The sequence below is a fragment of the Sutterella sp. AM11-39 genome (assembly GCF_003472385.1).
GTDB classification, from domain to species: domain Bacteria; phylum Pseudomonadota; class Gammaproteobacteria; order Burkholderiales; family Burkholderiaceae_F; genus Duodenibacillus; species Duodenibacillus intestinigallinarum.
Genome location: NZ_QRLV01000001.1, coordinates 68,404 through 93,816, shown reverse-complemented (window position 1 = coordinate 93,816; position 25,413 = coordinate 68,404). Strand labels below are relative to the sequence as shown.

Sequence of the window (25,413 nt, the reverse complement as noted above, 5' to 3'; positions counted from 1 at the left end):
AACCCCAAAAATGGTTTTATTCGGTGCGTTCGACGCGGATCAGAAATTTAGAAAGATAACCTTCGTGAGTGTCCACGCGGGAGTAACTCATCAAGTCGTGAATGTACAAATCTCCGACGGGCTTAAGGTGACGAGCTTTAAGAAGTTGCAAGAAGTTTTCCGCGTGTTCAATTTGCGACTCCAGAGAACTGCGCACGACATAGCGGGCATACAGGCTGGCCGGGATGACAGCACGTCGAGACTTTGGTGTCGCACCGGTGGCCGTGCTGAAAGCCGCACTTTCTACGATGCGGCCTGCGAGCAGGTCAGCAAGCGATACGGTCACGCCGTATGGTGCGCGAGGTTGAGTGCGCTGCTTGGAAAAGAACTCAAAGTATTCCACAAACTGACAGACGCTGCGCTCAATGGTCGCTGCTGTAGGTCGACAGGAAATTATGGGCGCCCTGAAGGCGCCCGTGAACTTCAAGCGAGCAGTCGCCCGCAGGTCGCTTCTTTCATTTGTCGGGTGAAAGAAGCAAGCTGGGATTTGAGTGCTCGGTCATCATTGAGATTTTCATTGATGATGCGCACGTAGGCCGAGCCGACGATAACGCCGTCAACACCGTGAGCCATTGCTTCGGCGACATGTTCGGGCTTGCTGATGCCAAAACCGAGTAAGGCAGGCGGGGCGCCGGCGTCTTTCATGAGTTCGACGACATGATGCGTGGGCATGCCGGCGGCGCGATCTGTACCGGTGACGCCGCTTCTCGACATCAGATAGATATAGCCCTCGCTGTGCTGAGAAATGCGGCGTATCTTGTCAGCGTCGGCGTTTGGAGGAACCAAACTGATCAGCTGTACGTCGTGCGCGCGTGCAGCTGTATCCCATTCCGATTCTCTGGCGCGCATCGAACTTGGAATGTCGGGAATCAGCACTGCGTCAACGCCGGCTTCATGACACTGAGCGAAGAAATGATCAAGCCCCGGTGCGTAGGCGAGGTTGATGTAGATCATGAGGCTGATCGGCATATCGGGATGTTTGGCTCGGTACTGTTGTACGACCTGCAGACATTTTTGCGTGTCAGAACCATTGGCAAGTGCACGTTTGGAGCTGAGGCAAATCACCGGACCGTCGGCGCTGGGGTCGGAGAACGGAATGCCGAGTTCAAAAGCGTCGGCGCCGGCTTCAGTCAAGGTCTCCAAAATTTCGAGACTTTTTTCTGGTGTCGGATCACATAGGTTGACGAACGGAACCAAAGCACCGTCCTTTCGGGCTTTCAACGCGTTAAAGAGGTTTGCAAAACGATCGGTCATGATGGTTGTCCTTCACTAAATCACCTGGGGTCAAAGCGTTGTGGCGTTGATGTAAGCCTCGCGGTTCATGTGACCGTCCTTAAAGAGTCCGATGCGCTCAAAACGATCAAGCACCTGATTGACGTCTTTGTCGCCGCGGCCGGAAAGGTTGCACAGAATGATCTGTTCCTTGTCGGGATTTTCTCGAATCATTCGCAGGGCATGCGCGAGCGCGTGACTGCTTTCGAGTGCCGGAATGATTCCTTCATGCAGACACAAGTCACGGAAGGCAAGCAGTGCTTCTTCATCGGTGGCGTTGACATACTGTGCGCGGCCGATGCTCTGCAGGTATGCGTGTTCCGGACCCACCGACGGGAAGTCAAGGCCTGCGGAAATGGAATACGATTCTTTGATCTGTCCGTCGGGCGTTTGCATATTGAAGGATCTTGCCCCGAAGAAAATGCCTTCCTGGCCGTGACCGAGCGGTGCGCCGTGCTCACCCGTTTCAATGCCTAAGCCGCCGGGTTCCACACCGATCAGTCGGACGTCTTTTTCCTTGATGAAGTCCGTGAAAATTCCGATGGCATTGGAGCCGCCTCCCACGCATGCCACAACGGCGTCGGGAAGACGATGCTCGACTTCCATGAGCTGGCGTTTGGCTTCTTCACCGATAATTTTTTGGTATTGCTTCACAATCGTGGGGTAGGGATGGGGACCGGCTGCCGTACCGAGCATATAGTGTGTGTTCTCGAAGCTACCGGCCCAGTCACGCAAAGCTGCGTTGCATGCTTCCTTGAGCGTGGCAGCTCCCTCGGTGACGGGATAAACCTCGGCGCCCATCAATTCCATGCGAAGCACGTTGGGCTTTTGACGAGCTACGTCTTTGGCGCCCATATAGATGCGGCATTCAAAGCCCATCAGAGCGCAGACAATGGCGGTGGCTACGCCGTGCTGGCCTGCGCCTGTTTCCGCAATGATGCGCGTTTTGCCCATCCGTTTTGCCAAAAGTGCTTGACCGAGCACTTGATTCGTTTTGTGTGCGCCACCGTGCACAAGGTCTTCTCGCTTGAGATAGAGCTTGGCTTTGGTGCCCTTGGTGAGATTGCGGCACAGCGTAATCGGCGTGGGGCGACCGGCGTAGGTGGTCAATAGACCGTTGAGCTCGGCTTGAAAGCTCGGATCATCCTTTGTTTCGACAAAAGCCTTTTCAAGCTGATCCAAGGCCGGAATCAACAGCTCGGGAACGAATTGACCGCCGAACTTGCCAAAAAACGGATTCAACAGCATTTTGATGTGTCCTCTCTTGTAGCGAATGTGGTTTAAGCGGCTTGCGCGAGCGTGCCGTTCCGGGCAAAGTCGCGGTGTGCTTCGACGATTCCAAGGGCGCGTCCGGTTGCAAGGGTCTGGCGCGCGAGCTCTACGCCTTCGGCTATCGATTGAACTCGGTTGCCGGCCAAAAGCAGAAGCGCCATGTTGGCGCAAACCATGTCGTTGTGTGCGGGTTTACCGCGGCCGCTCAAAACGGCTTGCGCGATGCGTGCGTTTTCTTCCGGCAGGCCGCCTTTGACGTCTTCTTCGGTGTACTTTGCCGTGATGCCGAAATCGGCCGGCGTAAAACGACCGGTCTGAATGTCGCCGTTTTCATACAGTCGGGCATATTCCGAAGGACCGGAAACGGAAACTTCGTCGTAACCGCTGCCGTGTACGACAAAACCGCGTTTCATGCCGAGTTCTTTGAGCGTTTGTGCGACCGGTTTGATCAGAGCCGTGTCGTAAACGCCGATGACGGCATAGTCGGGATGCGAAGGATTGGTCAGCGGGCCGAGGATGTTGAAGATGGTGCGGGTAGCGAGAGCGGAACGTACCGGCATCACGTTTTTCATGGAAGTGTGGTAGAGCTGAGCAAAACAGAATGCAAACCCTGTTCGGACAAGGAGTTCGGCCGCTTGTTCGGGGGCAGGGGCGATATTAAATCCCAAGGCGGTCAGCAGATCCGAGGCGCCGGTTTTCGACGAAACGGAACGATTGCCGTGTTTTGCGATGAATAGGCCGTTGGACGCGGCACCGAGTGCGGCAATGGTTGAAACGTTGATTGATTGTTTGCCGTCGCCGCCCGTACCGACGATTTCGCCGATTTCGATGCCTTCGGGACGAGGAAAGTGCCGTGCGGCGCGAACCATGGCACGAGCTGCACCGGCAATTTCAGAAGGAGCCTCACCCTTCATTTTGAGGGCGGTCAGAATGGATGCAAAGACGGCCGGGTCGGTTTCGCCGTTAAAGATTTTGGTAAAGAGTTCTTCGGTTTGTTCGCTCGAAAGGTCCTGAGAAGCGTAGAGAAGTTCAAGAGCCGGTGTCATTTTGGATTTCCTTTTTCGTCGTGTTGTTTGTCATGCAGATGCCAAGCTGAGAGAAACATCAGAGGCGCCAGTACGGAGCAGGCGGCAGGACGAAGGAAAGATCCTTGTGTGTTACGGCAGACTTCATTTTGCAGATCCTTTTTTTTGTTGATCCGCGGACCTTGTCTGGTGGTTTTTTGAGGATAAGAAAAAACCCGCTGACCTTGTTGTCCGCGGGTTCTTCTTCTCAAACTTCACTCGTTGTTGTGACGTGACAAAGCGCACCCGCCCTATGGGAGGTGCCACCACCAAAACTGGTTGAAAAGCTTTGTCGAGTACATCATCTGTTATCCAAGAAAAGAGAATTTTCGGTAGAACGTACCGATTGTTGCGCTTACTTTACCTAGACTTTCGGTAAGCCGCAATAAGGTAACTTGCCTAGAGACAGCATTTGAGAGCCAAAGATTTGCTCCAACGAGGAAATCTCGGCAAGATACGGGCCAAGTTCAACCATTTGGCCGCAAACCGACGGCCTAAACAACGGAAACCAAAATATGACCGAACCTCTTCAGATTACCGACATCGTGGTCGGCGACGGCGCCGAAGCAAAAAAAGGCGCGCGCATCACCGTGCATTACACGGGCAAACTCACCGACGGCACGGTGTTCGATTCGAGTATTCCGCGTGGCCAGCCGTTTGACTTTACGCTTGGTGCCGGTCAGGTGATCCGCGGTTGGGACGAAGGTTTTGCCGGCATGAAGGTGGGCGGCAAGCGCAAGCTTGTGATTGCTCCTGAATACGGCTACGGCGAATACGGCGCCGGCGGCGTGATTCCTCCCAATGCAACGCTCGAATTTGAAGTTGAGCTTCTCGAGGTGGAGGAAGTGCCCGAACCCGGCGAGCTCGAAATTGATGAAGTGCAGATCGGTACCGGAGAAGAAGCCAAGCCCGGTATGGTTGTGAGCGTGCACTATACGGGCAAGCTCACCGACGGTACGGTGTTTGATTCGAGCATCCCGCGCGGTGAGCCGATCGAATTCCCGCTTGGACAGGGTATGGTGATTGCCGGCTGGGAGCAGGGCATTGAAGGCATGAAGGTGGGAGGTAAGCGCAAGCTTACGATTCCCTACAATCTCGCCTACGGCGCACAGGGTTACCCCGGTGTGATCCCTCCCTACGCTACGCTGATTTTTGACGTTGAGCTCACCAAAGTCGCCAAAATGTAACGGCTGATTCTCGGAGTCGACGATAGGCACCGGTGCGAATGTTTCTCGCCCGGTGCTTTTGTTTGCGCTGGGTTCAAAGCGGTTCGATCGGCACCACGTTGATAAAGCCCGGTTCGGTCAGGCCCACATGAGTGCTCACACGATACACGGCTTCGAGCATATCGGGCTTTAATACTTCTTTTGGAGTGCCGCAGGCTCGCACGCGACCGTGGTCAAGCATGATGAGACGATCGGAAAAGCGGGCGGCGACCATCAGGTCATGCACGACGCACACGGTTGCGGCACCCGTGCGCTCGGTGTATCGGCGTGCCGCTTGCATCACGATGAGCTGATGACGCAGGTCCAGAGCGCTTGTGGGTTCGTCAAGCAGCAACACGCGCGGAGAGGAAACAAAAGCCTGCGCCATGAAAACGAGTTGCTTTTGGCCGCCCGACAGAGACAGGACCGGTTCGGAGGCTAGTTCATTAATGTGCATGGCGTGAAGTACTGCATCAACGCGGTCAAACGTTTTGCCGTCGACCGTAAGCGAAAGATCATTCACGAGTCCGAGCAACACCATTTCAAACACCGTGAGGCGACTCTGGACGGCGGTGAGCTGAGGAACATACGCCACGGCGCTGTTGGAGAGGGTTTTGCTGTTTTCGGTGGCGAGCACTCGCCCGGTTGCTTTCACGAGCCCTGCCACGGCTTTGAGCAATGTGGTTTTGCCGCAACCATTCTGACCGATGACGCTTACCAGTTCGCCGCCTGCGATGTCAGCCGAAACGTCGGAGAGAACGGTTTTGCTGCCGAACGACACAGAAAGGTTCTCGATGCTTAGTTTCAGGTCGGTGTGAACCGGTCGGTCGAGCCCGCTCAATAGGCTTTCGTGATGATGGTCATGGTCGTGCGGATGAGTGTGCCCCATAGCTCAGTCCTTGTGAGATTTCTCTTTTGAAAGGTGACTTTTGCTGTTATCTTTCGTCTTCGTCGTTTATTTTGTATTGATTTGTGCGTTGGCGATGAAGGCTCAGATACCACTGTACCGTTTGTTTGATGCCGGTTTCAAATGACATTTCGGGGTTCCAGCCGAGCTCACGGCGGATTTTGCTTGCGTCAATGGCATAGCGGAAATCGTGACCGGGGCGATCGGTGACGTTTTTGATGAGCTCTTCGTAGCTGTGTCCGTTCCAGGGTTCGAGTCGATCCAACAGACGGCAGACGATGCGCATCATGTCCAGATTCGAGTGTTCCTCGTGACTGCCCACGTTATAGCTTTCGCCGGCTTGACCGTCGTGAAAGATTTTGTCAACGGCGCGACAGTGGTCCATCACCCAAATCCAATCGCGCACGTTGCTGCCGTTGCCGTAAAGCGGTATCGCTTCGTGCGCAAGAGCCTTGCGGATGATGGTGGGAATGAGTTTTTCGCTGTGCTGCCAGGGGCCGTAGTTGTTGGAGCAGTTAGAAATCGTCGCGTTCAAGCCGTACGTGCGGCAATAGGCGCGAACGAGCAGGTCCGAAGCGGCTTTGCTTGCCGAATAGGGGCCGTTGGGCGCATAGGGCGTTTTTTCTGTGAAAAAGCCCTCCTCGCCGAGGCTTCCGTAGACTTCATCGGTGGAAATGTGATGAAAGCGGGCTTGAGCCAGACAGCTCTTGCGTTTCCAGTAGCGAAGGGATTCGTTTAACAGCGCCACGGTTCCGTTGACATTGGTGTCGACAAAAAGCAGAGGATCGACGATGGAATTGTCAACGTGGCTTTCAGCGGCAAAATGGATGACACCCGTGATGTCGTATTTTTCGAGGAGATCGCGAATGAGCTCGGCATTGCGGATGTCACCTTCGACAGGCACGACGTTTGGCATTTGCGCTTGTGCGTCAAAGGCGTAGCGAGAACCCGCGTAGGTGAGCGCATCCAGGTCGATCAGACGATAGTTCGGGTAGGTGTGCGCAAAGTACGCCACGAAATTGATTCCGATAAAGCCGGCGCCGCCGGTGACGAGAATGCTTTTTTCAAACATGGGAAGAATCTTCCGTCAAGGCCGTCAGCCAATGCCGCGGCTCAATTGCGTAAGATTGCAGCGAGTCGAGCGACAACACGCTGTAGGACGGTCGTTTTGCTTTTGTCGGATAGTCGCTCGTAGCAATGGGCTCGATGCAGCAGGACAAATCGAGATGCCGCACGATGGCACAGGCAAAGTCATACCACGAGCCGCTTCCTGCGTTGGTAAAGTGTAAAAGCCGCATTGGTTTCAGGTGTGCCTTTTGCTCGTAGAGCGAAACTAATGCTTTTGCCAGATCATCGACAAGCGTGGGCGCGCCGATCTGGTCGTTGACGACGCGCAGATTGTTTTGTTTTGATGCGAGTTGCCGTATGGTTTGATAGAAATTGCGGCTGCCCGCTTTCTTACTGTAAAGCCATGCCGTGCGCACGATCAGGCCCGAAAAGCCGCCTGAGAGAAGCGCGGTTTCTCCGGCGCGCTTGCTGCGGCCGTAAACCGAGAGCGGATTGACGGGGGCATCGGTGCCGTATGGCAAAGAACTTTTTCCGTCAAAGACATAATCAGTTGACACGTGAATAACCGGTACGCCGCTTTTGGCAAGAATCCGGGGCCCCTCGGCATTGACGGCAAAAGCGGTTTGCGGATCATTTTCGGCGGCGTCAACGGCGGTGTAGGCCGCGCAATTGATTACGCAGTCGAAGGACTCGAGGTCAAAACAAGCTTTTACGCGGGCTTGATTGCAGATGTCCAGTTGCTGACGAGAATACGCACGGCAAGCGATGCCTCGTCTTTGACAGAGCGCGGTAAGCGCTTGTCCCAATTGACCGCTGGCGCCAGTGATCAAGATCATTTGCGAGCTCCTTCATAGTGGAAGGCGGGCGCTTGGCAATAATGCTGCCAGGAAGAGGCCGCTCTGTCCTTGCCGGACTGCAGGCAAACGGTGCCGCCCAGTTGCCAATCAATGGCAAGATCCGGATCTGTGGCATTGATCGCACCCTCGCTTTCGGGGGCGTAGTAGGCGTCGGTTTTATAAGCCACATGCGCGATCTCAGAGAGAACAGCAAAGCCGTGAGCGAACCCTTTGGGAATGTACATCTGCAGATTGTTTTCGTCGGAGAGTTCGGCTGCAACATACTGTCCGAAGGTGGGGGAACCCGCTCGAATATCCAGCGCCACATCCAGAATGCGACCGCATACCGCACGCACGAGTTTGGTTTGAGCGTGCTCGCCCTTCTGAAAATGCAGTCCTCTTAGTGTGCCTCGCCGAGAAAACGAGGCGCTGTCCTGCGAAAAGTCAATTTGGATGCCGAGCGAAGCAAGCGTACGGCGGTTGTATGACTCCAGGAAATAGCCGCGATCGTCTCGGTAGACGGCGGGCGCAAGCAGCACAATGTCGGCGATGGCGGTTGAAAGAATCTGCATGAGCGAACTTCTCGATAGTTTCGAGGTCTCAGAAACAAAGCAATGACGCGGCTTAGGCGTAACGGGCGTGAGTGCTGCGCAAAAGTAAAACAAGCAAGAACGGCACACCCACAAGACTTGTGACGATGCCGACCGGTAGGACGGCGCCGGCCGAGAGCAGTTTAGCGGCCACGGAACTTGCGAGCATCAGCATGGCGCCGGTCAAAAGACTTCCCGGCAAAAGATAGCGCTGATCTTCACCGAGCGTCAATTTGGCCAGATGCGGTGCAACCAATCCGACGAAGCTGACGGTTCCGATAAAGGAAACAGAGCAGGCGATCAACAGCGCACTAATGCCAAAAGCGACAACGCGAAGACGACGCACGGGAACGCCCAGGCTCAAGGCTCTTTCTTCACCGATGGTGAGCGTCGTTAACTCCCACGAGCGCCCGATCAAATATGCCGCTGCGGCGATCACGGCGCCAGCGGCTGCTGCCGTGCTGGTCCATGTGCTGCGCTCCAGATTTCCGAAGGTCCAGCCGCTGATGAGTTGCGCGACTTCAGGGCTTGCATGGTACTGCAGGAATTGCTGCAGAGCCATGAAAAAGAAGTTCATGACGATGCCCGCAAGGATCACGGTCGAAGGCGACATGCCGCGCCGGCCGCCGAGCCAGTAGATGGCCGCAGACACGATGATGGCCATGGAAAAAGCGGCAAGCGCCGTGCCGAGCCAAAGCATACCGAAAATCGTAAATCCGGCGGTGATGGCGCCGGCTGCGCCGAATCCGGCGGCTGAGGAAATCCCCAGTGTTGATGGACTTGCCAATGCATTGCCGGTGATGTTTTGAATTTGCAGACCAGCCAACGATAAGGCGGCCCCCACGAAGAAAGCCGTCAGCGTCATCGGCAGACGAATGGACCAGACGATGACGGCTTCAGCTGTGCCGGCTTCTGGCCCTTGCAGCAGAGCCTGAAGCACCGCGGCAAGTTTCATGCCGGAAGAGCCCGTCATCAGGTCTGCTAAGGCAAGCAAAACGACTCCGACAACACCGGCAGCGAGAATCCGCAGGCGTTTTCGGCTTTGAAGTCGGTATTGCAGGTCGCAGCTCACGGTACGATTTCCTTTGCGATCGGTTTAGCGTTCGAGCTTGATGAAGAATGTTCCCGAGCCGTCAACTTCAGGCAGATATGTTTTCCAGAAACGGTTGTATTCGGCAAGCGGATCAAAATCGGCAAATGTTTCAGGGTAGATGATTTTGGCGAGATCCATCAGATACGTGTAGTCAACCATGGAGCGGAGAGAGCCGTGGTCAACGCCGTAGATCTCTCCGGTTTTGACGGCTTCAAGGGTTTTCCATTCGGGACGAGAGGCAAAGCCTCGCAGCCGCGATTGTGCTTCTTTGGGGGAGACGGAAAGCCCCATGCGCATTTGATCGGTGTCATGAGCACCTTGCCAGATGCTGCCGGTGATGACAACAATTTGCGGATTGTGTGCTATCACGTATTCGCGGGAAAGTGCTGCGTAGGGCTGCTTCATGTCCGCAGCAATATTGTTTGCCTGCAGTTGATTGAGAATGCCGCCCCAGAGCACGCCCTTGTTGTATGTGTTGCCATATTCGCCCGGGCCTTTGCTTCCGGTTTCGACGTAGACGCGGCGGGCTTTGGCTGATTCGGGGAGTTTGGAGACGCGCTCGCGAACGATGTCGGCAATTTCAAGATAGCGTCGATTCAGACTTTCGGCCGTGGATTTCTGATTGAGCAGTTCGCCTAGGATTTTCGTACTTTGAGTGTGATTGGCAGCGGTAAGCGCGTGGTAGTCGAGCACCACGGTCGGAATGCCGGCTTTCTGAAGAACTTCGACGCGTTTGTTGTTGTCGGCGTACTGGCTCTTGTTGATCAGCAGGAGATCGGGCTTGAGCGAAATGATCTTTTCCGTGTTGAGAATGTTGTCGTGGTAGCCGCCGATGCTCGGGATTTTCTTGATCTCAGGAAAAGACTTCATCAGCGCAGTGTATTCGCCAAAACGCGTGGCCTGCCAGCCGTCCTGAGGCAGGGCGACGACTTTTTTCAAACTCTCGGTTCCGCCCACCATCAGAAAGTTAAGGATGTAGTTTCCCACGACGATGCGCTGCGGCGTCTCTTTGAGCGTGATCGTGCGATTCTCGAGATCGGTGACGGTTATGGGGGCGGCAGCGGCACTCAGCGACAACATGCCGAAAAGCAAAACAAGGGTAGCGGATTGAAAAAGACGACCGAGCATATCCGAAATCTCAAAGAGGACGGCGCGCGACTGCCGCCAGTATGATGTTTTTGCTTTTCGTATGATACCCGTGCTTTTTCAGGATGCCATAGCTCGAAAGACGTACGACAACAGTGAACAAGAATTTGGCAGAAACGGGCAATCCGGAGGAACAAAAAAAGGAAGCGCCTCAAGTTAGAAGCGCTTCCTGTCCGATCGGATACAACCCGCTGTTAGGCGAAGAAGCCTCGCAGGCCGTACGCGAAGATCGCAATGATCACAACCGGAATAACATAACGCACCCAGACAAACCAAAGGCCGGTGGTTTTATGCGGCAGCGTACCGCAGTTGTCGATTTCGTCCTTGGCGTTGTTTTTCATAATCCAACCCACGAAAATGGTGGCGCCGAGTGCTGTGATCACAAAGCAGATGTTGCCGCTCACAAAGTCGAACGCATCGAAAATGTTGCGATCGAGAATGCGTACGTCGCGCCACGGACCATAGGCAAGAATGCAAGGCAGATTGCCGAACAGGAAGATGCCGCCAAGCGTCAGATTGATGGCGCGGCCCAGGCTGATGCGCAGACGTTCAACAAGCACGCTGATGATCACTTGATAGATGGTCAGCGACGTCGTCAGAGCAGCAATCACCAGCAACAGGAAGAAGACGATCGCAAAGAAGTTGCCGAGGAACATTTCGGAGAATGCGATCGGAAGAGACTTGAAGACCAGAGACGGGCCGGAATCGGGAGCCAAATTAGCGCTAAAGAGCGACGGAAAGATCATGAAGCCCGCCATTACGGCCACCAGCGTATTGATGATGCCTGTAATAACAGCTGTCTTGACCATGTCTTCCTTCTGGTTCAGGTGCGAAGAAAGCGTGATCATCACACCGAAACCAAGTGACAGGGCAAAGAACACCTGGCCGAGCACGTCAAGGAAAAGTCGGGGTGTGATTTTGGAGAAGTCAGGCGTCAGGTAGAAGCTCACGCCGGCTGCTGCATCGTCGAGCGTGAGGTTGCGAATCACCATGATCAGCAGGCACAGCAGCAACAGAGGCATCAGGTACTTCACCGAGCGTTCGATGCCCTGAATGACGCCTTTGCGCAGGATCACCCAGTTGATGAGAACGAAGACGAGCGTGTAGCAGGTGATTGCAAAGGGCGAATGTTCAATTGTGTCGGAATAGAAACTTTCGGTGAGTTCTTTCGTGATAGGACTCGAAAGGTCCAGGCCTCCGGCAACGCCTGCGGCGCCGAGGAAAATATGCCAGATGTATGAGATCACCCAGCCGCCGATTACCATGTAGTAGGCGAGAATGCCGAAGGCGCCCAAAAGCCCCGTGTAGCCGAAGAGTTTCCATAAGGGACTCGGAGAATAGCCGGGAGCACGGCCAGCCAAAGCAAAGGCGTCGACGCTGTTGGCCTGTGCGCGGCGGCCGATGACGTTTTCAACGAGAATGATGGGAATGCCGACGAGCATCATGACGGCAATGAAGGTGAGCACGTATGCACCACCGCCGTTTTCACCGACGAGATAAGGAAAGCGCCAAGTTGCGCCGAATCCGATCGTCGCGCCGGCAACGGTCAGGATATAGGTCAAGCGGCTTGACCAGGTTTGTCGTGTACTCACCCGTTTTCTCCCGAAAATTTGTTTTTCTTCTATTGCAAAAAGAGTCCCGGCAGACAAGCTCGGGATCTCAGATTTCTTGCAACTATTAACCCATTTTCGACTATACCATATAACCTAATATGACAATGCGTCTGTTCGAGCATTTCCTGGCGGTTGAGGGCCTTGTTGCAAACAAAAAATCCGCTGATGCGAGCGGACATCGGCGGACTTTTGAGTGGTGGAGATGAGGGGGATCGAACCCCTGACCTCTGCATTGCGAACGCAGCGCTCTCCCAGCTGAGCTACACCCCCACTGATCAAATTTTTCAACCGCAAGCATACGCCTGCGAAGGAGGCATTATGCCCGAGGCGGACATTGAAAGCAAGAGCCTAAGGCGCCTCGAACGGAGGTTCAAAGCGCCATTTCTCAACGTTAGGCAACTGCTTTTTCAACAAATTCCTTGAACGGAGCAATGCTCTTGGGCTCAATGAGCGTGTCGACCGGTTGGCCGTCTTTGAGAACGACAAACACAGGGATGTGACGCACATCGAACTTTTCCTTGATGCCGGGGTTGTTGTCGAAATCGCAACTGGCAAAAACCAGTTTGTCGCTGTAGTCCTTGGCGAATTGCATGAACAGCGGTTGGAGCCGGCGGCAGTCAGGACACCACTGTGCGCCGATGGCAAGAAGTACGGGCTTTTGGCTTTCTGCGACAACCGAGTCAAAGTTGGTGTCAGTTACCATCGTGATGTTGGGCATGGTCTGCATAGCGGTACGTTCCTCGAAAAGACATGAGATGGAGGCAGTATATCCGACAAGTGGACTTAGGTATTTGTGAGTAATCTGATTTTGTTTTGCCAAATGTACGCAACCTTCCAAGCTGTTGAAAACTCCGCAAAATCTTGCTGTGGGAACAAGTCCAAAACGGCGAGAAAAGCGCGGAAATCCTTATAATTCATCGGCTATGCGTAAAACCAAGAAACCCGCTATCGCCAGCGAATGGCGAGAAAACAAAGAGGCGCAGCAACGTGCCGATCAGAAAGCAGCTCGGGAGCAGGCCAGGGTCGCTCGTGCCGAGGCGTTTGCTCGCTTTTCCGGAGCGGCCGGCTACCTCATGATTGCCGGTGGTTGGGTCGTGTGCATCGCGTTGGCCGTATTGTTCGGTCTTTCGCTCGCCACATATTCGCCGGCAGATCCCGGATTTTCCGTAACCGGCACTCAAAAGGCCGCCAACCTGTGCGGCATCGTTGGGGCCTGGGCGGCGGATTTTTCCTACTGGCTGGTTGGTCGATCGGCCTGGTGGGTTGTGGCGGTGCTCGCTTTTTCCGGTGTGCAGATGGTGCGGGCGTTGTGGGCTCGCGCCAATACTGTGCAATACAGCCTTCGTCCTTGGTCCGCAAGCGTCGGTTTTGTCATTCTTATGAGCGCCTCTGTCGGATTGGAGACGCTGCAGTTCGGTTATGCGGGCGTGACGCTTCCGCTCGGTGCCGGTGGTCTTTACGGTCAATTTGTGGCGAGCCAAGTGACGCCATTTTTCGGAATCTGGGGCTCGACCTTCCTCTTTATGCTGCTAACGGCCGTCGGTCTGTCATTTGTTTTTGGCTTTTCTTGGTTTGATCTGGCCGAAAAACTCGGTCTGATTTTCGAAACGATCGTGAAATTCATCACTACGCCGCGTCGTAAGGAAAAGCCGCAGACTGTCTCTGAACAAGACGAAGCTACCGAAGAAACGACGGAAGAAAAAGTCGAGGCTGATCTTTCTGCTCCTGCCGAAGTAAAGGATGTTGTCAAGCGCCCCTCTGCGGCTACAACACGAAGCAAGCGTGCCAAGGCTGCCGCCGCGACTTCGTCTGAAGGCGTCAAGGGGCCTGATCTGGAGATCCTGATCGATCCGCCTTCTGATCAACGCGGTATCAGCGAAGAGACGGTAGAAAAGATCAGCCGCCTCATCGAAACCAAACTCAAGACATATCGCATTGACGCAACCGTCGTGGGGGCGCAGGCCGGTCCTGTCATCACGCAGTATTGGCTTGAACTTGCGCCCGGCGTCAAGGGCAGTCGAGTTGATGACATCCGCCGCGACCTCACGCGTTCGCTGTCAGTGGACTCGGTGCGCGTGGTGCCCGTGATTCCCGGCAAGCCCTATATGGGCCTGGAAATTCCCAACGGCAGCAAACAGCGCCTGGCGGTGTACCTCAAGGAAATCATCGGTAGCCCCGACTTCACTGAGAGCAAATCGTCGCTGTCTCTGGCCCTGGGCAAGGACATTGCGGGCAAGCCCGTGGTAGTCGACTTGGCCAAGATGCCGCATCTTCTGGTGGGCGGTACCACCGGCTCGGGCAAGTCGGTTTGCATCAATACGATGATTCTGTCGCTACTCTACAAGAGCTCGCCGGATCGTCTGCGCTTGGTGCTGATTGATCCCAAGACCGTTGAATTTTCGCTTTATCAGGATATTCCGCATCTGCTCTGCCCGGTGGTGACGGATATGAACAAGGCCTCCAATGCGCTCAATTGGCTAGTCAACGAAATGGATCGCCGTTATAACCTGATGAGTAAGCTGGGCGTGAGAAGCTTCGATAGCTTCAACGACAAGGTCAGCGCAGCCATTGCTGCCGGTAATCCGATAATGGATCCGTTCGATGTTTCGCCCGAGGCGCCCGAACCGCATACTCCACTCAAGCCTTTTGCTTACATCGTCTGCTTCATTGACGAGCTTGCCGATTTGATTCTCATCAACCGCAAGCAAGTTGAAACTCAGATCATGCGTCTGGCTCAGAAGGCGCGTGCTGCCGGCATTCACTTGGTGCTTGCCACGCAGCGCCCGAGTGTGGATATCGTGACGCCGCTTATCAAAGCCAATATCGTGGCGCGCGTCTGCTTCCAGGTGGCAAGCCGCTTTGACAGTCAGGTGGTGCTTGACGACACCGGAGCGCAGGACCTTCTCGGCAAGGGCGACATGCTCTTTAAGCGTCCGGGGCAGGGGGTGCAGCGCGTTCAGGGCTGTATGGTGGCCGAAAGTGAAGTGCTGCGCGTGGTGGAAGAACTCAAGGCGCAGGGTGCGCCTGAATACGTTGACGCGGTTACCGAGCCGGAAACGGGCTCTGCCGCGGGTGAAAGCGGTGGTCCTGGAGCTCGGCGCAGTGGCGAAAACGACCCGCTTTACGATGAAGCCGTGCAGATGGTGATTCAGCACAAGCGTGCGGCCACAAGCTTCGTGCAGCGCCGCTTCAATATCGGTTACAACCGCGCGGCCAATCTGCTTGAAAGCATGGAGGCGGCCGGTATCGTCAGTAAGCCCAATCCTGCGGGCAAGCGAGAAGTGCTCGTCAAGGACAATACGGAGGCTCTGTAATGACTCGACGAATGGTTAATGCGCTGATCTTCACTATTGCCGCATGTTCGAGTGCATCGGTTTGGGCTGCTTCCGGCAAGGAGGCGCTGTTGGCCTTTGCTGATAAGACGACAACGGCGCAGGGAGAGTTTGTTCAAAAGGTGACCGACAAGAAGGGGGAATCGGCCGGAAGTGACAGCGCAGGGAGGTTTGTGTTTGAACGTCCCGGCAAGTTCGTCTGGGAAACGAAGACTCCTTATCCGCAAACGATTGTTTCGGATGCCAAAACCGTTTATGTGTGGGATCCTGATCTTAATCAAGTGACGGTGCGAAAACTCACCGAAGCGATGAGTGCCACGCCGGCGGCCATTTTGTTTGGCAAAGGTGACATTGAGAAAAGTTTTCGCTTGAAAGATATGGAAAGCGACGGCGGTCTGGATTGGGTGGCGGCCGAGCCGCTCGTCGAGGACTTCACGTATCGTCGCTTTGAAATCGGCTTTGATGCCAAGGGCGTGATGGCGAGCATGCGTCTGTTTGACCATTTCGGTCAGACAGTGACGCTTACGTTCCGAGATGTGAAAACCAATGGCAAGATTGAGGCCGGCGCATTCGACTTCAAGATTCCCTCGGGCGCTGATGTGCTGCAGGATACGCACTGAGGCGATGTTCGGCAGACAAGGACAAAACGATGTCTCAGGACTTATTTGAAGGGCTTGAGCCCGAACAGCCGATTCGGTCGTCGGTCGCCAGCGAGGCGGCGTCAAGAGCGGCGCTTTTGCTCAATAAGCTCGCGCCGTTGGCCGAACGCATGCGCCCGAAGACGATAGATGAAGTGATCGGTCAGAAAAAGCTGCTGGGGCCGGGGCAGCCTTTGCGGGTGGCTTTTGAAACGCACCGACCGCATTCGATGATTCTCTGGGGGCCGCCCGGAGTGGGAAAGACGACACTTGCTCGTCTCATGGCCGATGCTTTCGGACTTCCCTTTGTTGCGATTTCGGCAGTCCTCAGCGGTGTCAAAGAAATCCGCGAAGCCGTTGAAGAAGCACGTGTGACGATGGCGCAGAGGCATATCCCAACTCTGGTGTTTGTTGACGAAGTGCATCGTTTCAACAAAAGCCAGCAGGATGCGTTTTTGCCGCATGTTGAGTCCGGGCTTTTCATTTTCGTCGGTGCTACAACGGAAAATCCCTCTTTTGAGGTTAATTCGGCATTGCTGAGTCGCTCAGCGGTGTACGTCCTTGAACCTTTGTCTGCCGAAGAGGTCTCGGAACTCATCGACCGAGCGTTTGAGCGCGAGTTTCCCGGATTGGAACTCACCGATGATGCGCGCAAGATTGTGATAGGAACGGCCGACGGCGACGCACGCCGATGTCTCAATGCGCTTGAAGTGACCTGCGGCATGGCGCGCGACCGAAAGCTGACTGTGATTGATGGAGATTTCCTGCGAAGCGCGCTGCCTTCGAGTCTGCGGCGTTTCGATAAAGGAGGAGAGAACTTCTACGATCAGATCAGCGCACTGCACAAAAGTGTACGAGGTTCGGATCCGGATGCGGCGCTTTACTGGATGTGCCGCATGCTCGACGGCGGCTGCGACCCGCGTTACATCGCCCGTCGTCTGATTCGGATGGCGGTGGAAGATATTTCGCTGGCCGATCCGCGAGCCATGCAGGTGGCGTTGGATGCAGCTGACATATATGAGCGGTTGGGCTCTCCGGAAGGCGAGCTGGCGCTCGCTCAGGCTGTTGTGTACCTGGCTGTTGCCGCTAAGAGTAACGCCGTCTACAAAGCGTTTAACTCGGTGCGCGCTTTTATTCGTGAAGACGGTACGCGGCCTGTGCCGATGTACCTTCGCAATGCTCCCACCAAACTCATGGATGAACTTGGCTATGGCGACGGCTATCGCTACGCTCACGATGAGGCGGGAGCCTTTGCCGCGGGGGAGGTGTATTTGCCCGAAGGGCTCGAAGGCATGCGTTGGTACGAACCAACCGACCGCGGACTTGAAATTAAGATCGGCGAAAAACTCGCGCGCTTGCGTGAACTCAACGAACAGGCGGCCAAGCAGGGAAAGGCACGGAAGCGTTAAGCCGCACGGTGCTAAAATTTTTATTTATGTGTGATTCAGACCCTTTGGGGCTGGATTGCTATGGGATTCTCTTATAGATCGGCCTGCAAACGCAACAGTGAATGTTGCTGTCATAACTGCAGTGCGACAAATCAAATCATCGAAGGTTAGAAATGCTCGATATCAATATGCTGCGTAAGCAGCTCCCCGAAGTGATCGCCCGCTTGAAGACGCGTCCCTTCGACTTCCCCGAAAAGGAATTCAACGCACTCGAAAACGAGCGCAAGGAAGTGCAGACCAAGACGGAAGAACTGCAGGCGTTGCGCAACCAGCTCTCCAAGCAGATCGGCATTGCAAAGAGCAAGGGCGAAGATGCCGCTCAGTTCATGGCCGAAGCCGCTGCCATCCCTGAAAAGCTAAACGCTCTGTCCGCTCAGCTCGACAGCGTGCGTGAACGCCTGAACGAACTTCTGATGAGCATTCCCAACTTGCCGCACGAATCTGTGCCCGTGGGGCGCGATGAACACGACAACGTTGAGCAGTACCGCTGGGGCACGCCTCGTACGTTTGACTTCCCCGTGAAGGATCACGTTGACGTCGGTGCTCCGTTGGGCTTGGACTTTGATACGGCCGCCAAGCTTTCCGGCTCGCGTTTTTGCTACATGAAAGGGCAAGTTGCAAAGTTGCATCGTGCGCTTGCTCAGTTCATGCTTGATATGCACACGACCGAACACGGCTACACCGAGTGCTACACGCCCTATATCGTGACGGCCGAAACGCTTCGTGGCACCGGCCAGCTGCCGAAGTTCGAGGAGGACCTCTTTGCAGCCAAGAAGGGTGGTCAGGAAGGCAAGGGCGAAACCCTTTACCTGATTCCGACGGCTGAAGTGACGCTTACCAACTGCGTCTCGGGCAAGATGCTCAAGGCAAGCGATCTGCCCATCAAGATCACCGCTCACACGCCTTGCTTCCGTTCGGAAGCAGGTGCCTATGGACGTGACACTCGCGGCATGATTCGTCAACATCAGTTCGATAAGGTTGAAATGGTTCGCATCGTGCGCGACGATGACAGCTACGAGCACCTCGAAGAACTTACGGCATGCGCCGAAAACATCCTCAAGAAGCTCGGCCTGCCGTATCGCAAAGTGTTGCTGTGCACCGGCGACATGGGCTTTGGCTCGGCCAAGACTTATGACCTTGAAGTGTGGCTGCCCGCTCAGAACACTTATCGCGAAATCAGTTCCTGCTCCAACTGCGAAGCCTTCCAAGCTCGCCGCATGGGCGCTCGCTACAAGGACGCCGACGGTCGTACGCATTTTGTCCATACGCTCAACGGTTCGGGCCTTGCTGTGGGCCGTACGCTTGTGGCTGTGCTTGAAAACTACCAGAATGCCGACGGTTCCGTGACGGTGCCCGAAGCTTTGCGTCCCTACATGGGCGGCGTTGAAAAGCTGGTTCCTGAAGCGTAATTGCGCACAAGACTAAAGCTGGCAGGGCGTCTTTTCCTTCAAACGAAAAGGCGCCCGTTTTGTCTGGTCATCAAAAATGCCATAACGTTGTGCTTTTGAATGCCATGTTGACATAGGCAATATGCCTTATTGTGCGGAGTTGTCCGGATCTGTAAGATGAGCGGTACATTTCGAAGCAGAAACCAAAAGTCTGCGCCAACCTGCTCCGTCCGGGCAAGGTGGAAACGCTTCTCTCAGAGACAGCGGATGTGGCCTTGATTAGGCAACCAAACGGATAGAACGGCCGTCTGATCGAAATGGATTGGATGGCTTTTTTTGTATGTGAAAACAGGGTGGATTTAATCCGACTTGCCGAACCCGTCCGATGGGGACAAATCGGCTAAACAGGAGTGAAAAAAATGAGCCAGCGCTTAACGATCAAGGGGCAAGTGACCGTGCCGAAGAACATCCGCGATTTTCTGGGGCTGACTTCGGGAAGTTCCGCCGTGGAGTTCATCATTGACGAAGACGGTTCGGTACGCGTGCAAAAGGCGCAAGTTCGCAAAGCTCGTCGCCCCGGAGCGCAGGCTGCAGATGTCCCGACGTCATCGGTTACGAATCGCTGCGACCGAATTCTGGGACTGCTTGCCGGCTGCTACGTTTGATGTTGCTTGGGTTTACGCCGCGACCATCAGAGGCAAAACGAATAACGCACAAAAAGGGACAGAGAAGAAATGGACATGCTTGCCGAACTGCGCGCCATTGTTGGCGAAAACAATGTGCTTACTGAGGAGGCCGACACCGCCGGGTATTTGGTCGACTGGAGCAACCGATTCTTCGGCAAGACACCTGCCGTGGTTCGCCCGGGCAATACCGAAGAAGTTGCCCAAGTGCTTGCCTGGGCCAATCGCACGGGCACGCCTGTGGTGCCTCAGTCGGGCAACACGAGTCTGGTGGGAGGAGGAACTCCTTCGCCAAAGGGCGACGCGATTTTGTTGTCGCTTTCGCGCATGAACAAAATTGAGGAGATTGATGCGGTCAACGACACCATGACGGTTCAGGCCGGTGTGGTTCTTGAAAAAGCACAACAAGCGGCAAAAGAGGCCGGCCGCCTCTTTCCTTTGAGCTTTGCGGCCGAAGGAACAGCATGTCTGGGCGGCTGCATTGCAACGAACGCGGGCGGTACGGCTGTTCTTCGCTACGGCAACACGCGCGATCTGGTGCTTGGCCTGGAAGTGGTGCTTGCCGACGGTCGTGTCGTCAACATGATGCGAGGGCTTCGCAAAGACAACACGGGCTACGATCTGAAGCAGCTTTTTATTTCCAGCGAAGGAACGTTGGGCGTCATCACGCGAGCTGTCGTCAAACTCTTTAATCTTCCGCAGACCACTTGCACGGCTTTGGTCGGTGTGGAAGATCCGCATAAAGCCTGCGAACTGTTGGCTTCTGTGAAAACTGCTGCCGGTCCGGCGCTGACCGGCTTTGAGCTGATGCAGGCCAAGTGCATTGAGCGCGTGGGCGAGCAGATCGAGTCGGTGACGTTGCCCGGCGATGTTTCATCGGCACCGTGGTGGTGCCTGGTGGAATTGAGTTATGCTCGAGATCCCGGTTGCAATCCGCTGGAATCTATCCTCGAAAAACAGTTCGAGGAAGGTAATGTGATAGACGCCTTTTTGTCTAATTCGGTCAAGGACAGCCAGACTTTTTGGGCGATTCGCGAGTCGATTCCGAGTGCAGACGCACACGTGGGCGGCAATCTGCACAATGACGTGAGCATTGAAATCAGCGACATCGCTGCTTTTGTCGACGAGGCGCTTGCCGCGCTCAACGCCCGTTTCGACTGGATTGATCCCTCCGTGTTCGGTCACCTCGGCGACGGCAACCTGCACTTTAATATCGGCTCCATTCCGCCTAATCTGGCCTTTGAAAATGAAGAGGGCATTCGTGAGACGGTCTACGAGGTTGTGAGCCGCCACAACGGTTCGATTTCTGCCGAACACGGCATCGGACAACTCAAGCGTGCGCACTTTCTCAAGCTTAAAGATCCGCTCGAATTGGAACTGATGGGCGCCATCAAACGCGCCCTTGACCCCAAGGGCATATTGAACCCCGGAAAGCTTTTGGCCGACTGAGATTAACCACCTAGTTATTTGGAGGTATCGCTCTGCGTCGTTTGATCTAGAGTGCTGCGAAAAGGTTACTTCGAAGTGTTGTGCCTTTGGGCTCCTGCTAATATCTACCGATGTATCCGATTGATTCGGATTGAAAAATTTTTGGGAGACCCATATGAATTCCGACTTTTCTCGCATCAAACGGCTGCCGCCGTATGTCTTCAACATTACGGGCGCTCTCAAGATGGCAGCGCGTCGTCGAGGAGAAGACATCATTGACTTTTCGATGGGTAACCCCGACGGTCCGACTCCCAAACATATCGTCGATAAGATGATTGAAGTCGCGTCGCGCGACAATACGCACGGCTACTCAGTTTCCAAAGGCATTCCGCGTCTGCGCAAGGCAATCAGCAATTGGTACAAGCGTAAGTTCGACGTCGATATCGATCCCGATGAGGAAGCCATCGTGACGATCGGCTCCAAAGAAGGTATTGCACATCTGATGCTTGCTTGTACGGATCGTGGCGACACGGTGCTCGTACCTAACCCTTCTTATCCCATTCATATCTACGGTGCGATTATTGCGGGCGCAGACATCCGTTCGGTCAAAATGATTCCGGGCGTCGACTTTCTGGCAGAGCTCGAGCGCGCCATTGTGGAAACCGTGCCTCGCCCCAAGATGATGATTCTGGGTTTCCCGTCCAACCCGACGGCGCAGTGCGTGGAACTCGATTTTCTTGCCAAGGTTGTTGAACTCGGTAAGCGTTATGGCATTTGGGTTGTGCACGATCTCGCCTACGCCGATATTTGCTTTGACGGCTATAAAGCGCCTTCCATTATGCAGGTGCCGGGCGCCAAGGACATTGCCGTCGAATTCTTCACGATGTCTAAGTCGTACAACATGGCAGGCTGGCGACTGGGCTACATGGTCGGCAACAAAGAGCTGGTGCATGCATTGGCTCGTATTAAGAGCTACCACGACTACGGAACGTTCACGCCGCTGCAGGTTGCAGCCATTGAGGCGCTTGAGGGCGATCAAAGTTGTGTCGAGGAGGTTCGGCTGAAGTATCAGAAGCGCCGCGATATTCTCTGGAAGGGACTCAACGAAATCGGCTGGCCGGTCGAGTGCCCTAGGGCGTCCATGTATATCTGGGCCAAGATTCCCGAGCCGTATCGCAAGCTCGGTTCCGTAGAGTTCAGTAAGCGCCTTCTTGAAGACGCCAAGGTGGCTGTGAGCCCAGGTATCGGTTTTGGGGAATACGGCGACGATCATGTGCGCATCGCGTTGATTGAAAACGAATTCCGAATTCGTCAGGCACTGCACGGTATCAAACACATGTTCAGAAAAGACGGTCTTATCGACCCGGATGCTCCTCGTCCCGAACCCGTGAAAGGCTGATAGATCAAAGCAAACAAAAGCGGCGTCTTTGTTACTGGAAGGCGCCGCATAATTTTTCTCGGCTACGCAATAGCGCCGAGGTGCGCGGAGCAACAGATCAATACAATCACAGAAAGCGCATTCATTTTTGTCTTCGGCCAAACGAAAGCGCCCGAACAATTGCAAAACAAAAGGAAAGAAACAATGGAAGCAGTCAAAATCGGCATCGCCGGACTCGGAACCGTAGGGGGCGGCACGTATGCCGTTCTTAAGCGTAACGCACAGGAACTTTCGCGCCGGGCCGGTGCTCCCATTGAAGTCAAGACCGTGGTTTGCCGCAATATTGATCGCGCTCGCGGCATCGTTGACGAACGAGTGACGCTCTCTAAAGACTGGCACGATCTGGTCAATGATCCGGAAATCGACATCGTCGTGGAAGTAATGGGCGGCATTGAGCCAGCCAAGAGTCTGGTGCTTGAAGCCATTGCCGCCGGCAAGCATGTCGTAACGGCCAATAAGGCGCTTCTTGCGTTGCATGGCAATGAAATTTTCACGGCGGCAGCCGAAAAGGGAGTGGCCGTATCTTATGAAGCTGCCGTGGCAGGGGGCATTCCGATCATCAAGAGTTTGCGCGAAGGCCTTGCCGCCAACCGCATCGAATGGATCGCCGGCATCATCAACGGCACCTGCAATTTTATTTTGTCGACCATGCGTGACAAGGGGCTTTCCTTCGAAGAGGCGCTCGCGCAGGCCAAGGCCTTGGGCTACGCGGAAGCCGACCCCACGTTTGACATCGAAGGGATTGACGCCGCTCACAAGATTACGCTCTTGAGCGCGCTCGCTTTTGGCACGCCCGTTAACTTTGATGCCGTGACAGTTGAAGGCATCACAAAACTGACGGCGACCGACATTCGTTACGCGGAAAACATGGGCTACCGCATTAAATTGCTTGGCATTACCAAGCGTACGGAACGCGGCATTGAGCTGCGCGTGCATCCTGCACTCGTGCCGATGCGCCGCCTGCTTGCCAATGTCGAAGGTGTGATGAATGCGGTGGTTGTCAAGGGCGACGCTGTCGGCAGCACGCTTTTTTATGGCCGCGGTGCCGGTGCCGAACCCACTGCCTCGGCCGTGGTAGCCGATTTGGTAGACATCGTGCGTATGACGGCAGCGGGCGACGCTCAGGCGCTTAAGCCCGCAGAACACAATCAGGAAACGACCCAACTCGGTTGGTTGCCGATGAGCCAAACTGTGAGCTCTTACTATCTGCGCATTCCTGTGGCCGATGAACCGGGCGTGCTCGCACAGGTCGCTCGCATTTTTGCCGAACAGTCAATCTCGATCGAGTCGGTGCTGCAGCCCGAGGCGGTGATCGGCGAAAAAGACACGGAGATCGTGGCGATGACGCACAGCGCTCTGGAAGGATCTGTGACGGCAGCCATTGAAGCCATTGAGGCGCTGCCGAGCACGCGGGGCAAAGTGGTGATGATCCGCAAGGAAGAACTCAATTAATCCGGAGCCGAGAAATGGCAATCAAATACGCAATGACCTATCAGTCCACGCGCGGCGAAGACGAGGGCGCGGGCTACAGTGACATCGTGCTCAAGGGACTTGCGGCCGACGGCGGTCTTTTCATGCCCCGCATTTATCCGCAGGTCACCAAGACCGATCTTGAGGATTGGCGTCATTTGTCCTACGCAGAACTTGCGTTTGAGATCCTGCGTTTGTTTGCAACCGATATTGAGGAAGATACGCTCAAGACCATGCTTGCGGGCGTGTACCGCGAGGATGTCTACAACAACGGCCGTACAGGGGAGGACTTTTCCAAGATCACGCCGACGCGGTCCATTGACGGCGGCAAGATTCGCATTTTGGAACTTTCCAATGGCCCGACGCTTGCCTTCAAAGACATGGCGATGCAGTACCTTGGAGCGCTCTTTGAATACATCCTCGAAAAGCGCAACACGGAACTCAATATTTTGGGGGCCACATCGGGGGATACCGGGTCGGCTGCCGAATACGCCATGCGCGGGCGCAAAGGCGTGCGCGTCTTCATGCTCTCTCCTGAGGGACGCATGAGCGCGTTTCAGCGAGCCCAGATGTACAGCCTCAAGGACCCCAACATCTTCAATATCGCGGTCAAAGGTTCGTTTGACGACGCGCAGGACATTGTCAAGGCCTGCAGTCAGGATGCGGGATTTAAAGCGACGTACAACATCGGCACGGTCAATTCCATCAACTGGGCCCGCGTTTCGGCGCAGGTCGTCTATTACTTCAAGGGCTGGCTGGAAGTCACAGAAAAGCCCGGTGAAGTGATTGACGTCACGGTTCCGTCTGGTAACTTCGGAAATATCCTGGCCGGCTGGATTGCCAAGCAGATGGGACTGCCGATCGGGCGACTTGTGGTGGCGACAAACGAAAATGACGTTCTCGACGAGTTCTTCAAGACCGGTGTCTACCGTGTGCGCGACAGCGAACATACGTTCGTGACGAGCTCTCCTTCGATGGATATTTCCAAGGCGAGCAATTTCGAGCGCTATATCTACGATATCGTCGGGCGCAACGCCGGGCGCATCAGGGAACTTTGGACACAGCTTGCTCTTAAGGGAGGCTTTGCCCTTACTGAGAGCGAAATGGCGCAAGTGCGCGAAAGCGGCTTCGTGTCGGCCAAGAGCACCCATGCCGATCGCATCAATACGATTCGTGAAGTCTTTGAAAAAGAAGGCCTCATCGTGGATCCGCACACGGCCGACGGTATTTTTGCCGCACGGCAATACGTGCGCGCAGGCGTCAAGATGCTTTCTTTGGAAACAGCGCTTCCGGCGAAGTTCGCCGCAACAATTCAGGAAGCGATCGGCGCGGCTCCCGAAGTGCCTTCAAGCTATGTCGGTATCGAAAATCGCGAACAACACGTCACGGTGATGCCGGCCGATGTCGGAGCGGTGAAGAAGTTCATCTCCGAAACACTTAAGGCGTAGTCGTTTTCAGCAAACTTCGCAAAAAAGAGCCGGAA

Annotated in this window: 22 protein-coding genes, 1 tRNA gene, 1 pseudogene and 1 riboswitch; of the genes and pseudogenes, 11 read left to right on the top strand and 13 right to left on the bottom strand. The window is 55.0% G+C overall.

The genetic code is table 11. The features are described from left to right. Window positions 1–16 precede the first annotated feature (16 nt). The 4 genes from DW133_RS00465 to trpD are packed head-to-tail and all read right to left on the bottom strand — an operon-like array spanning window position 17 to window position 3,629. Entirely contained in the window at window positions 17–466 is a 450-nt protein-coding gene (locus DW133_RS00465) for a hypothetical protein (protein ID WP_147408833.1), read from the bottom strand. After that, on the bottom strand, window positions 463–1,293 hold the full coding sequence (gene trpA / locus DW133_RS00460; protein ID WP_118274149.1) for a tryptophan synthase subunit alpha: 831 nt from the start codon (window positions 1,291–1,293) through the stop codon (window positions 463–465). The genes DW133_RS00465 and trpA overlap by 4 nt, the downstream gene beginning before the upstream one ends. Before the next feature lie 30 nt (window positions 1,294–1,323). Beyond that, on the bottom strand, window positions 1,324–2,559 hold the full coding sequence (gene trpB, locus DW133_RS00455) for a tryptophan synthase subunit beta (protein WP_118274147.1): 1,236 nt from the start codon (window positions 2,557–2,559) through the stop codon (window positions 1,324–1,326). A 32-nt stretch (window positions 2,560–2,591) separates the two neighbouring features. After that, the gene (gene trpD / locus DW133_RS00450; protein WP_118274145.1) at window positions 2,592–3,629 is read right to left on the bottom strand and encodes an anthranilate phosphoribosyltransferase; all 1,038 of its coding nucleotides are present in this window, start codon (window positions 3,627–3,629) and stop codon (window positions 2,592–2,594) included. A gap of 533 nt (window positions 3,630–4,162) precedes the next feature. Between trpD and DW133_RS10145 the strand changes: the two are divergent. Further along, window positions 4,163–4,486: pseudogene (locus DW133_RS10145) on the top strand (FKBP-type peptidyl-prolyl cis-trans isomerase); the annotation flags it as partial. Between the two features lie 30 nt (window positions 4,487–4,516). Then, the gene (locus DW133_RS10140; RefSeq protein ID WP_369907905.1) at window positions 4,517–4,834 is read left to right on the top strand and encodes an FKBP-type peptidyl-prolyl cis-trans isomerase; all 318 of its coding nucleotides are present in this window, start codon (window positions 4,517–4,519) and stop codon (window positions 4,832–4,834) included. A gap of 73 nt (window positions 4,835–4,907) precedes the next feature. On the opposite strand, the gene DW133_RS00440 is transcribed toward DW133_RS10140, so the two are convergent. The 9 genes from DW133_RS00440 to DW133_RS00400 all read right to left on the bottom strand — a co-directional run bounded on the left by DW133_RS00440 (window position 4,908) and on the right by DW133_RS00400 (window position 12,832). Beyond that, the gene (locus DW133_RS00440) at window positions 4,908–5,741 is read right to left on the bottom strand and encodes an ABC transporter ATP-binding protein (protein WP_118274141.1); all 834 of its coding nucleotides are present in this window, start codon (window positions 5,739–5,741) and stop codon (window positions 4,908–4,910) included. 46 nt (window positions 5,742–5,787) lie between these two features. After that, window positions 5,788–6,831, bottom strand: a complete 1,044-nt coding sequence (gene rfbB, locus DW133_RS00435; protein ID WP_118274139.1) for a dTDP-glucose 4,6-dehydratase — start codon at window positions 6,829–6,831, stop codon at window positions 5,788–5,790. Next, window positions 6,824–7,663: a dTDP-4-dehydrorhamnose reductase gene (gene rfbD, locus DW133_RS00430; RefSeq protein ID WP_118274137.1), complete on the bottom strand. Its 840-nt coding sequence runs from the start codon at window positions 7,661–7,663 to the stop codon at window positions 6,824–6,826. The genes rfbB and rfbD overlap by 8 nt, the downstream gene beginning before the upstream one ends. Then, entirely contained in the window at window positions 7,660–8,235 is a 576-nt protein-coding gene (rfbC, locus tag DW133_RS00425) for a dTDP-4-dehydrorhamnose 3,5-epimerase (RefSeq protein ID WP_118274135.1), read from the bottom strand. Before rfbC ends, rfbD begins: the two co-directional genes overlap by 4 nt. A 52-nt stretch (window positions 8,236–8,287) precedes the next feature. Continuing rightward, window positions 8,288–9,325 (bottom strand): iron ABC transporter permease, encoded by a 1,038-nt coding sequence (locus DW133_RS00420; protein WP_118274133.1) that lies wholly within the window; start codon window positions 9,323–9,325, stop codon window positions 8,288–8,290. A gap of 24 nt (window positions 9,326–9,349) precedes the next feature. Next, window positions 9,350–10,474, bottom strand: coding sequence for an ABC transporter substrate-binding protein (locus DW133_RS00415; RefSeq protein ID WP_118274131.1), 1,125 nt, complete (start codon window positions 10,472–10,474; stop codon window positions 9,350–9,352). Between the two features lie 212 nt (window positions 10,475–10,686). Continuing rightward, entirely contained in the window at window positions 10,687–12,084 is a 1,398-nt protein-coding gene (locus tag DW133_RS00410) for a sodium-dependent transporter (RefSeq protein WP_118274129.1), read from the bottom strand. Between the two features lie 215 nt (window positions 12,085–12,299). Continuing rightward, window positions 12,300–12,375: transfer RNA gene (locus DW133_RS00405), tRNA-Ala, on the bottom strand. 121 nt (window positions 12,376–12,496) lie between these two features. Continuing rightward, window positions 12,497–12,832: a co-chaperone YbbN gene (locus tag DW133_RS00400; RefSeq protein WP_233542063.1), complete on the bottom strand. Its 336-nt coding sequence runs from the start codon at window positions 12,830–12,832 to the stop codon at window positions 12,497–12,499. Window positions 12,833–13,028: 196 nt separating this feature from the next. Between DW133_RS00400 and DW133_RS00395 the strand changes: the two genes are divergently transcribed. The 9 genes from DW133_RS00395 to thrC all read left to right on the top strand — a co-directional run bounded on the left by DW133_RS00395 (window position 13,029) and on the right by thrC (window position 25,378). Beyond that, a complete protein-coding gene (locus DW133_RS00395; RefSeq protein WP_118274127.1) occupies window positions 13,029–15,419 on the top strand; it encodes a DNA translocase FtsK in 2,391 nt (796 codons plus the stop codon). Beyond that, window positions 15,419–16,057 carry an outer membrane lipoprotein chaperone LolA gene (gene lolA / locus DW133_RS00390; protein ID WP_118274125.1) on the top strand — a complete coding sequence of 213 codons (639 nt, stop codon included), beginning with the start codon at window positions 15,419–15,421 and terminating at the stop codon, window positions 16,055–16,057. Before DW133_RS00395 ends, lolA begins: the two co-directional genes overlap by 1 nt. Window positions 16,058–16,206: 149 nt before the next feature. Beyond that, on the top strand, window positions 16,207–17,484 hold the full coding sequence (locus tag DW133_RS00385; protein ID WP_233542074.1) for a replication-associated recombination protein A: 1,278 nt from the start codon (window positions 16,207–16,209) through the stop codon (window positions 17,482–17,484). A 152-nt stretch (window positions 17,485–17,636) separates the two neighbouring features. Further along, window positions 17,637–18,932 carry a serine--tRNA ligase gene (serS, locus tag DW133_RS00380; protein WP_118274121.1) on the top strand — a complete coding sequence of 432 codons (1,296 nt, stop codon included), beginning with the start codon at window positions 17,637–17,639 and terminating at the stop codon, window positions 18,930–18,932. Between the two features lie 160 nt (window positions 18,933–19,092). Further along, window positions 19,093–19,212, top strand: a riboswitch (SAM-I-IV-variant riboswitch). Window positions 19,213–19,330: 118 nt separating this feature from the next. After that, complete coding sequence (locus tag DW133_RS00375; RefSeq protein ID WP_118274119.1) at window positions 19,331–19,576, top strand: type II toxin-antitoxin system PrlF family antitoxin; 246 nt, start codon at window positions 19,331–19,333, stop codon at window positions 19,574–19,576. 69 nt (window positions 19,577–19,645) lie between these two features. Continuing rightward, window positions 19,646–21,043 carry an FAD-binding oxidoreductase gene (locus tag DW133_RS00370; RefSeq protein ID WP_118274117.1) on the top strand — a complete coding sequence of 466 codons (1,398 nt, stop codon included), beginning with the start codon at window positions 19,646–19,648 and terminating at the stop codon, window positions 21,041–21,043. A 154-nt stretch (window positions 21,044–21,197) separates the two neighbouring features. After that, the gene (alaC, locus tag DW133_RS00365) at window positions 21,198–22,421 is read left to right on the top strand and encodes an alanine transaminase (protein ID WP_118274115.1); all 1,224 of its coding nucleotides are present in this window, start codon (window positions 21,198–21,200) and stop codon (window positions 22,419–22,421) included. A 183-nt stretch (window positions 22,422–22,604) separates the two neighbouring features. Next, the gene (locus tag DW133_RS00360; RefSeq protein WP_118274645.1) at window positions 22,605–23,912 is read left to right on the top strand and encodes a homoserine dehydrogenase; all 1,308 of its coding nucleotides are present in this window, start codon (window positions 22,605–22,607) and stop codon (window positions 23,910–23,912) included. Window positions 23,913–23,944: 32 nt separating this feature from the next. After that, complete coding sequence (gene thrC / locus DW133_RS00355; protein WP_118274643.1) at window positions 23,945–25,378, top strand: threonine synthase; 1,434 nt, start codon at window positions 23,945–23,947, stop codon at window positions 25,376–25,378. Window positions 25,379–25,413: the final 35 nt, after the last annotated feature.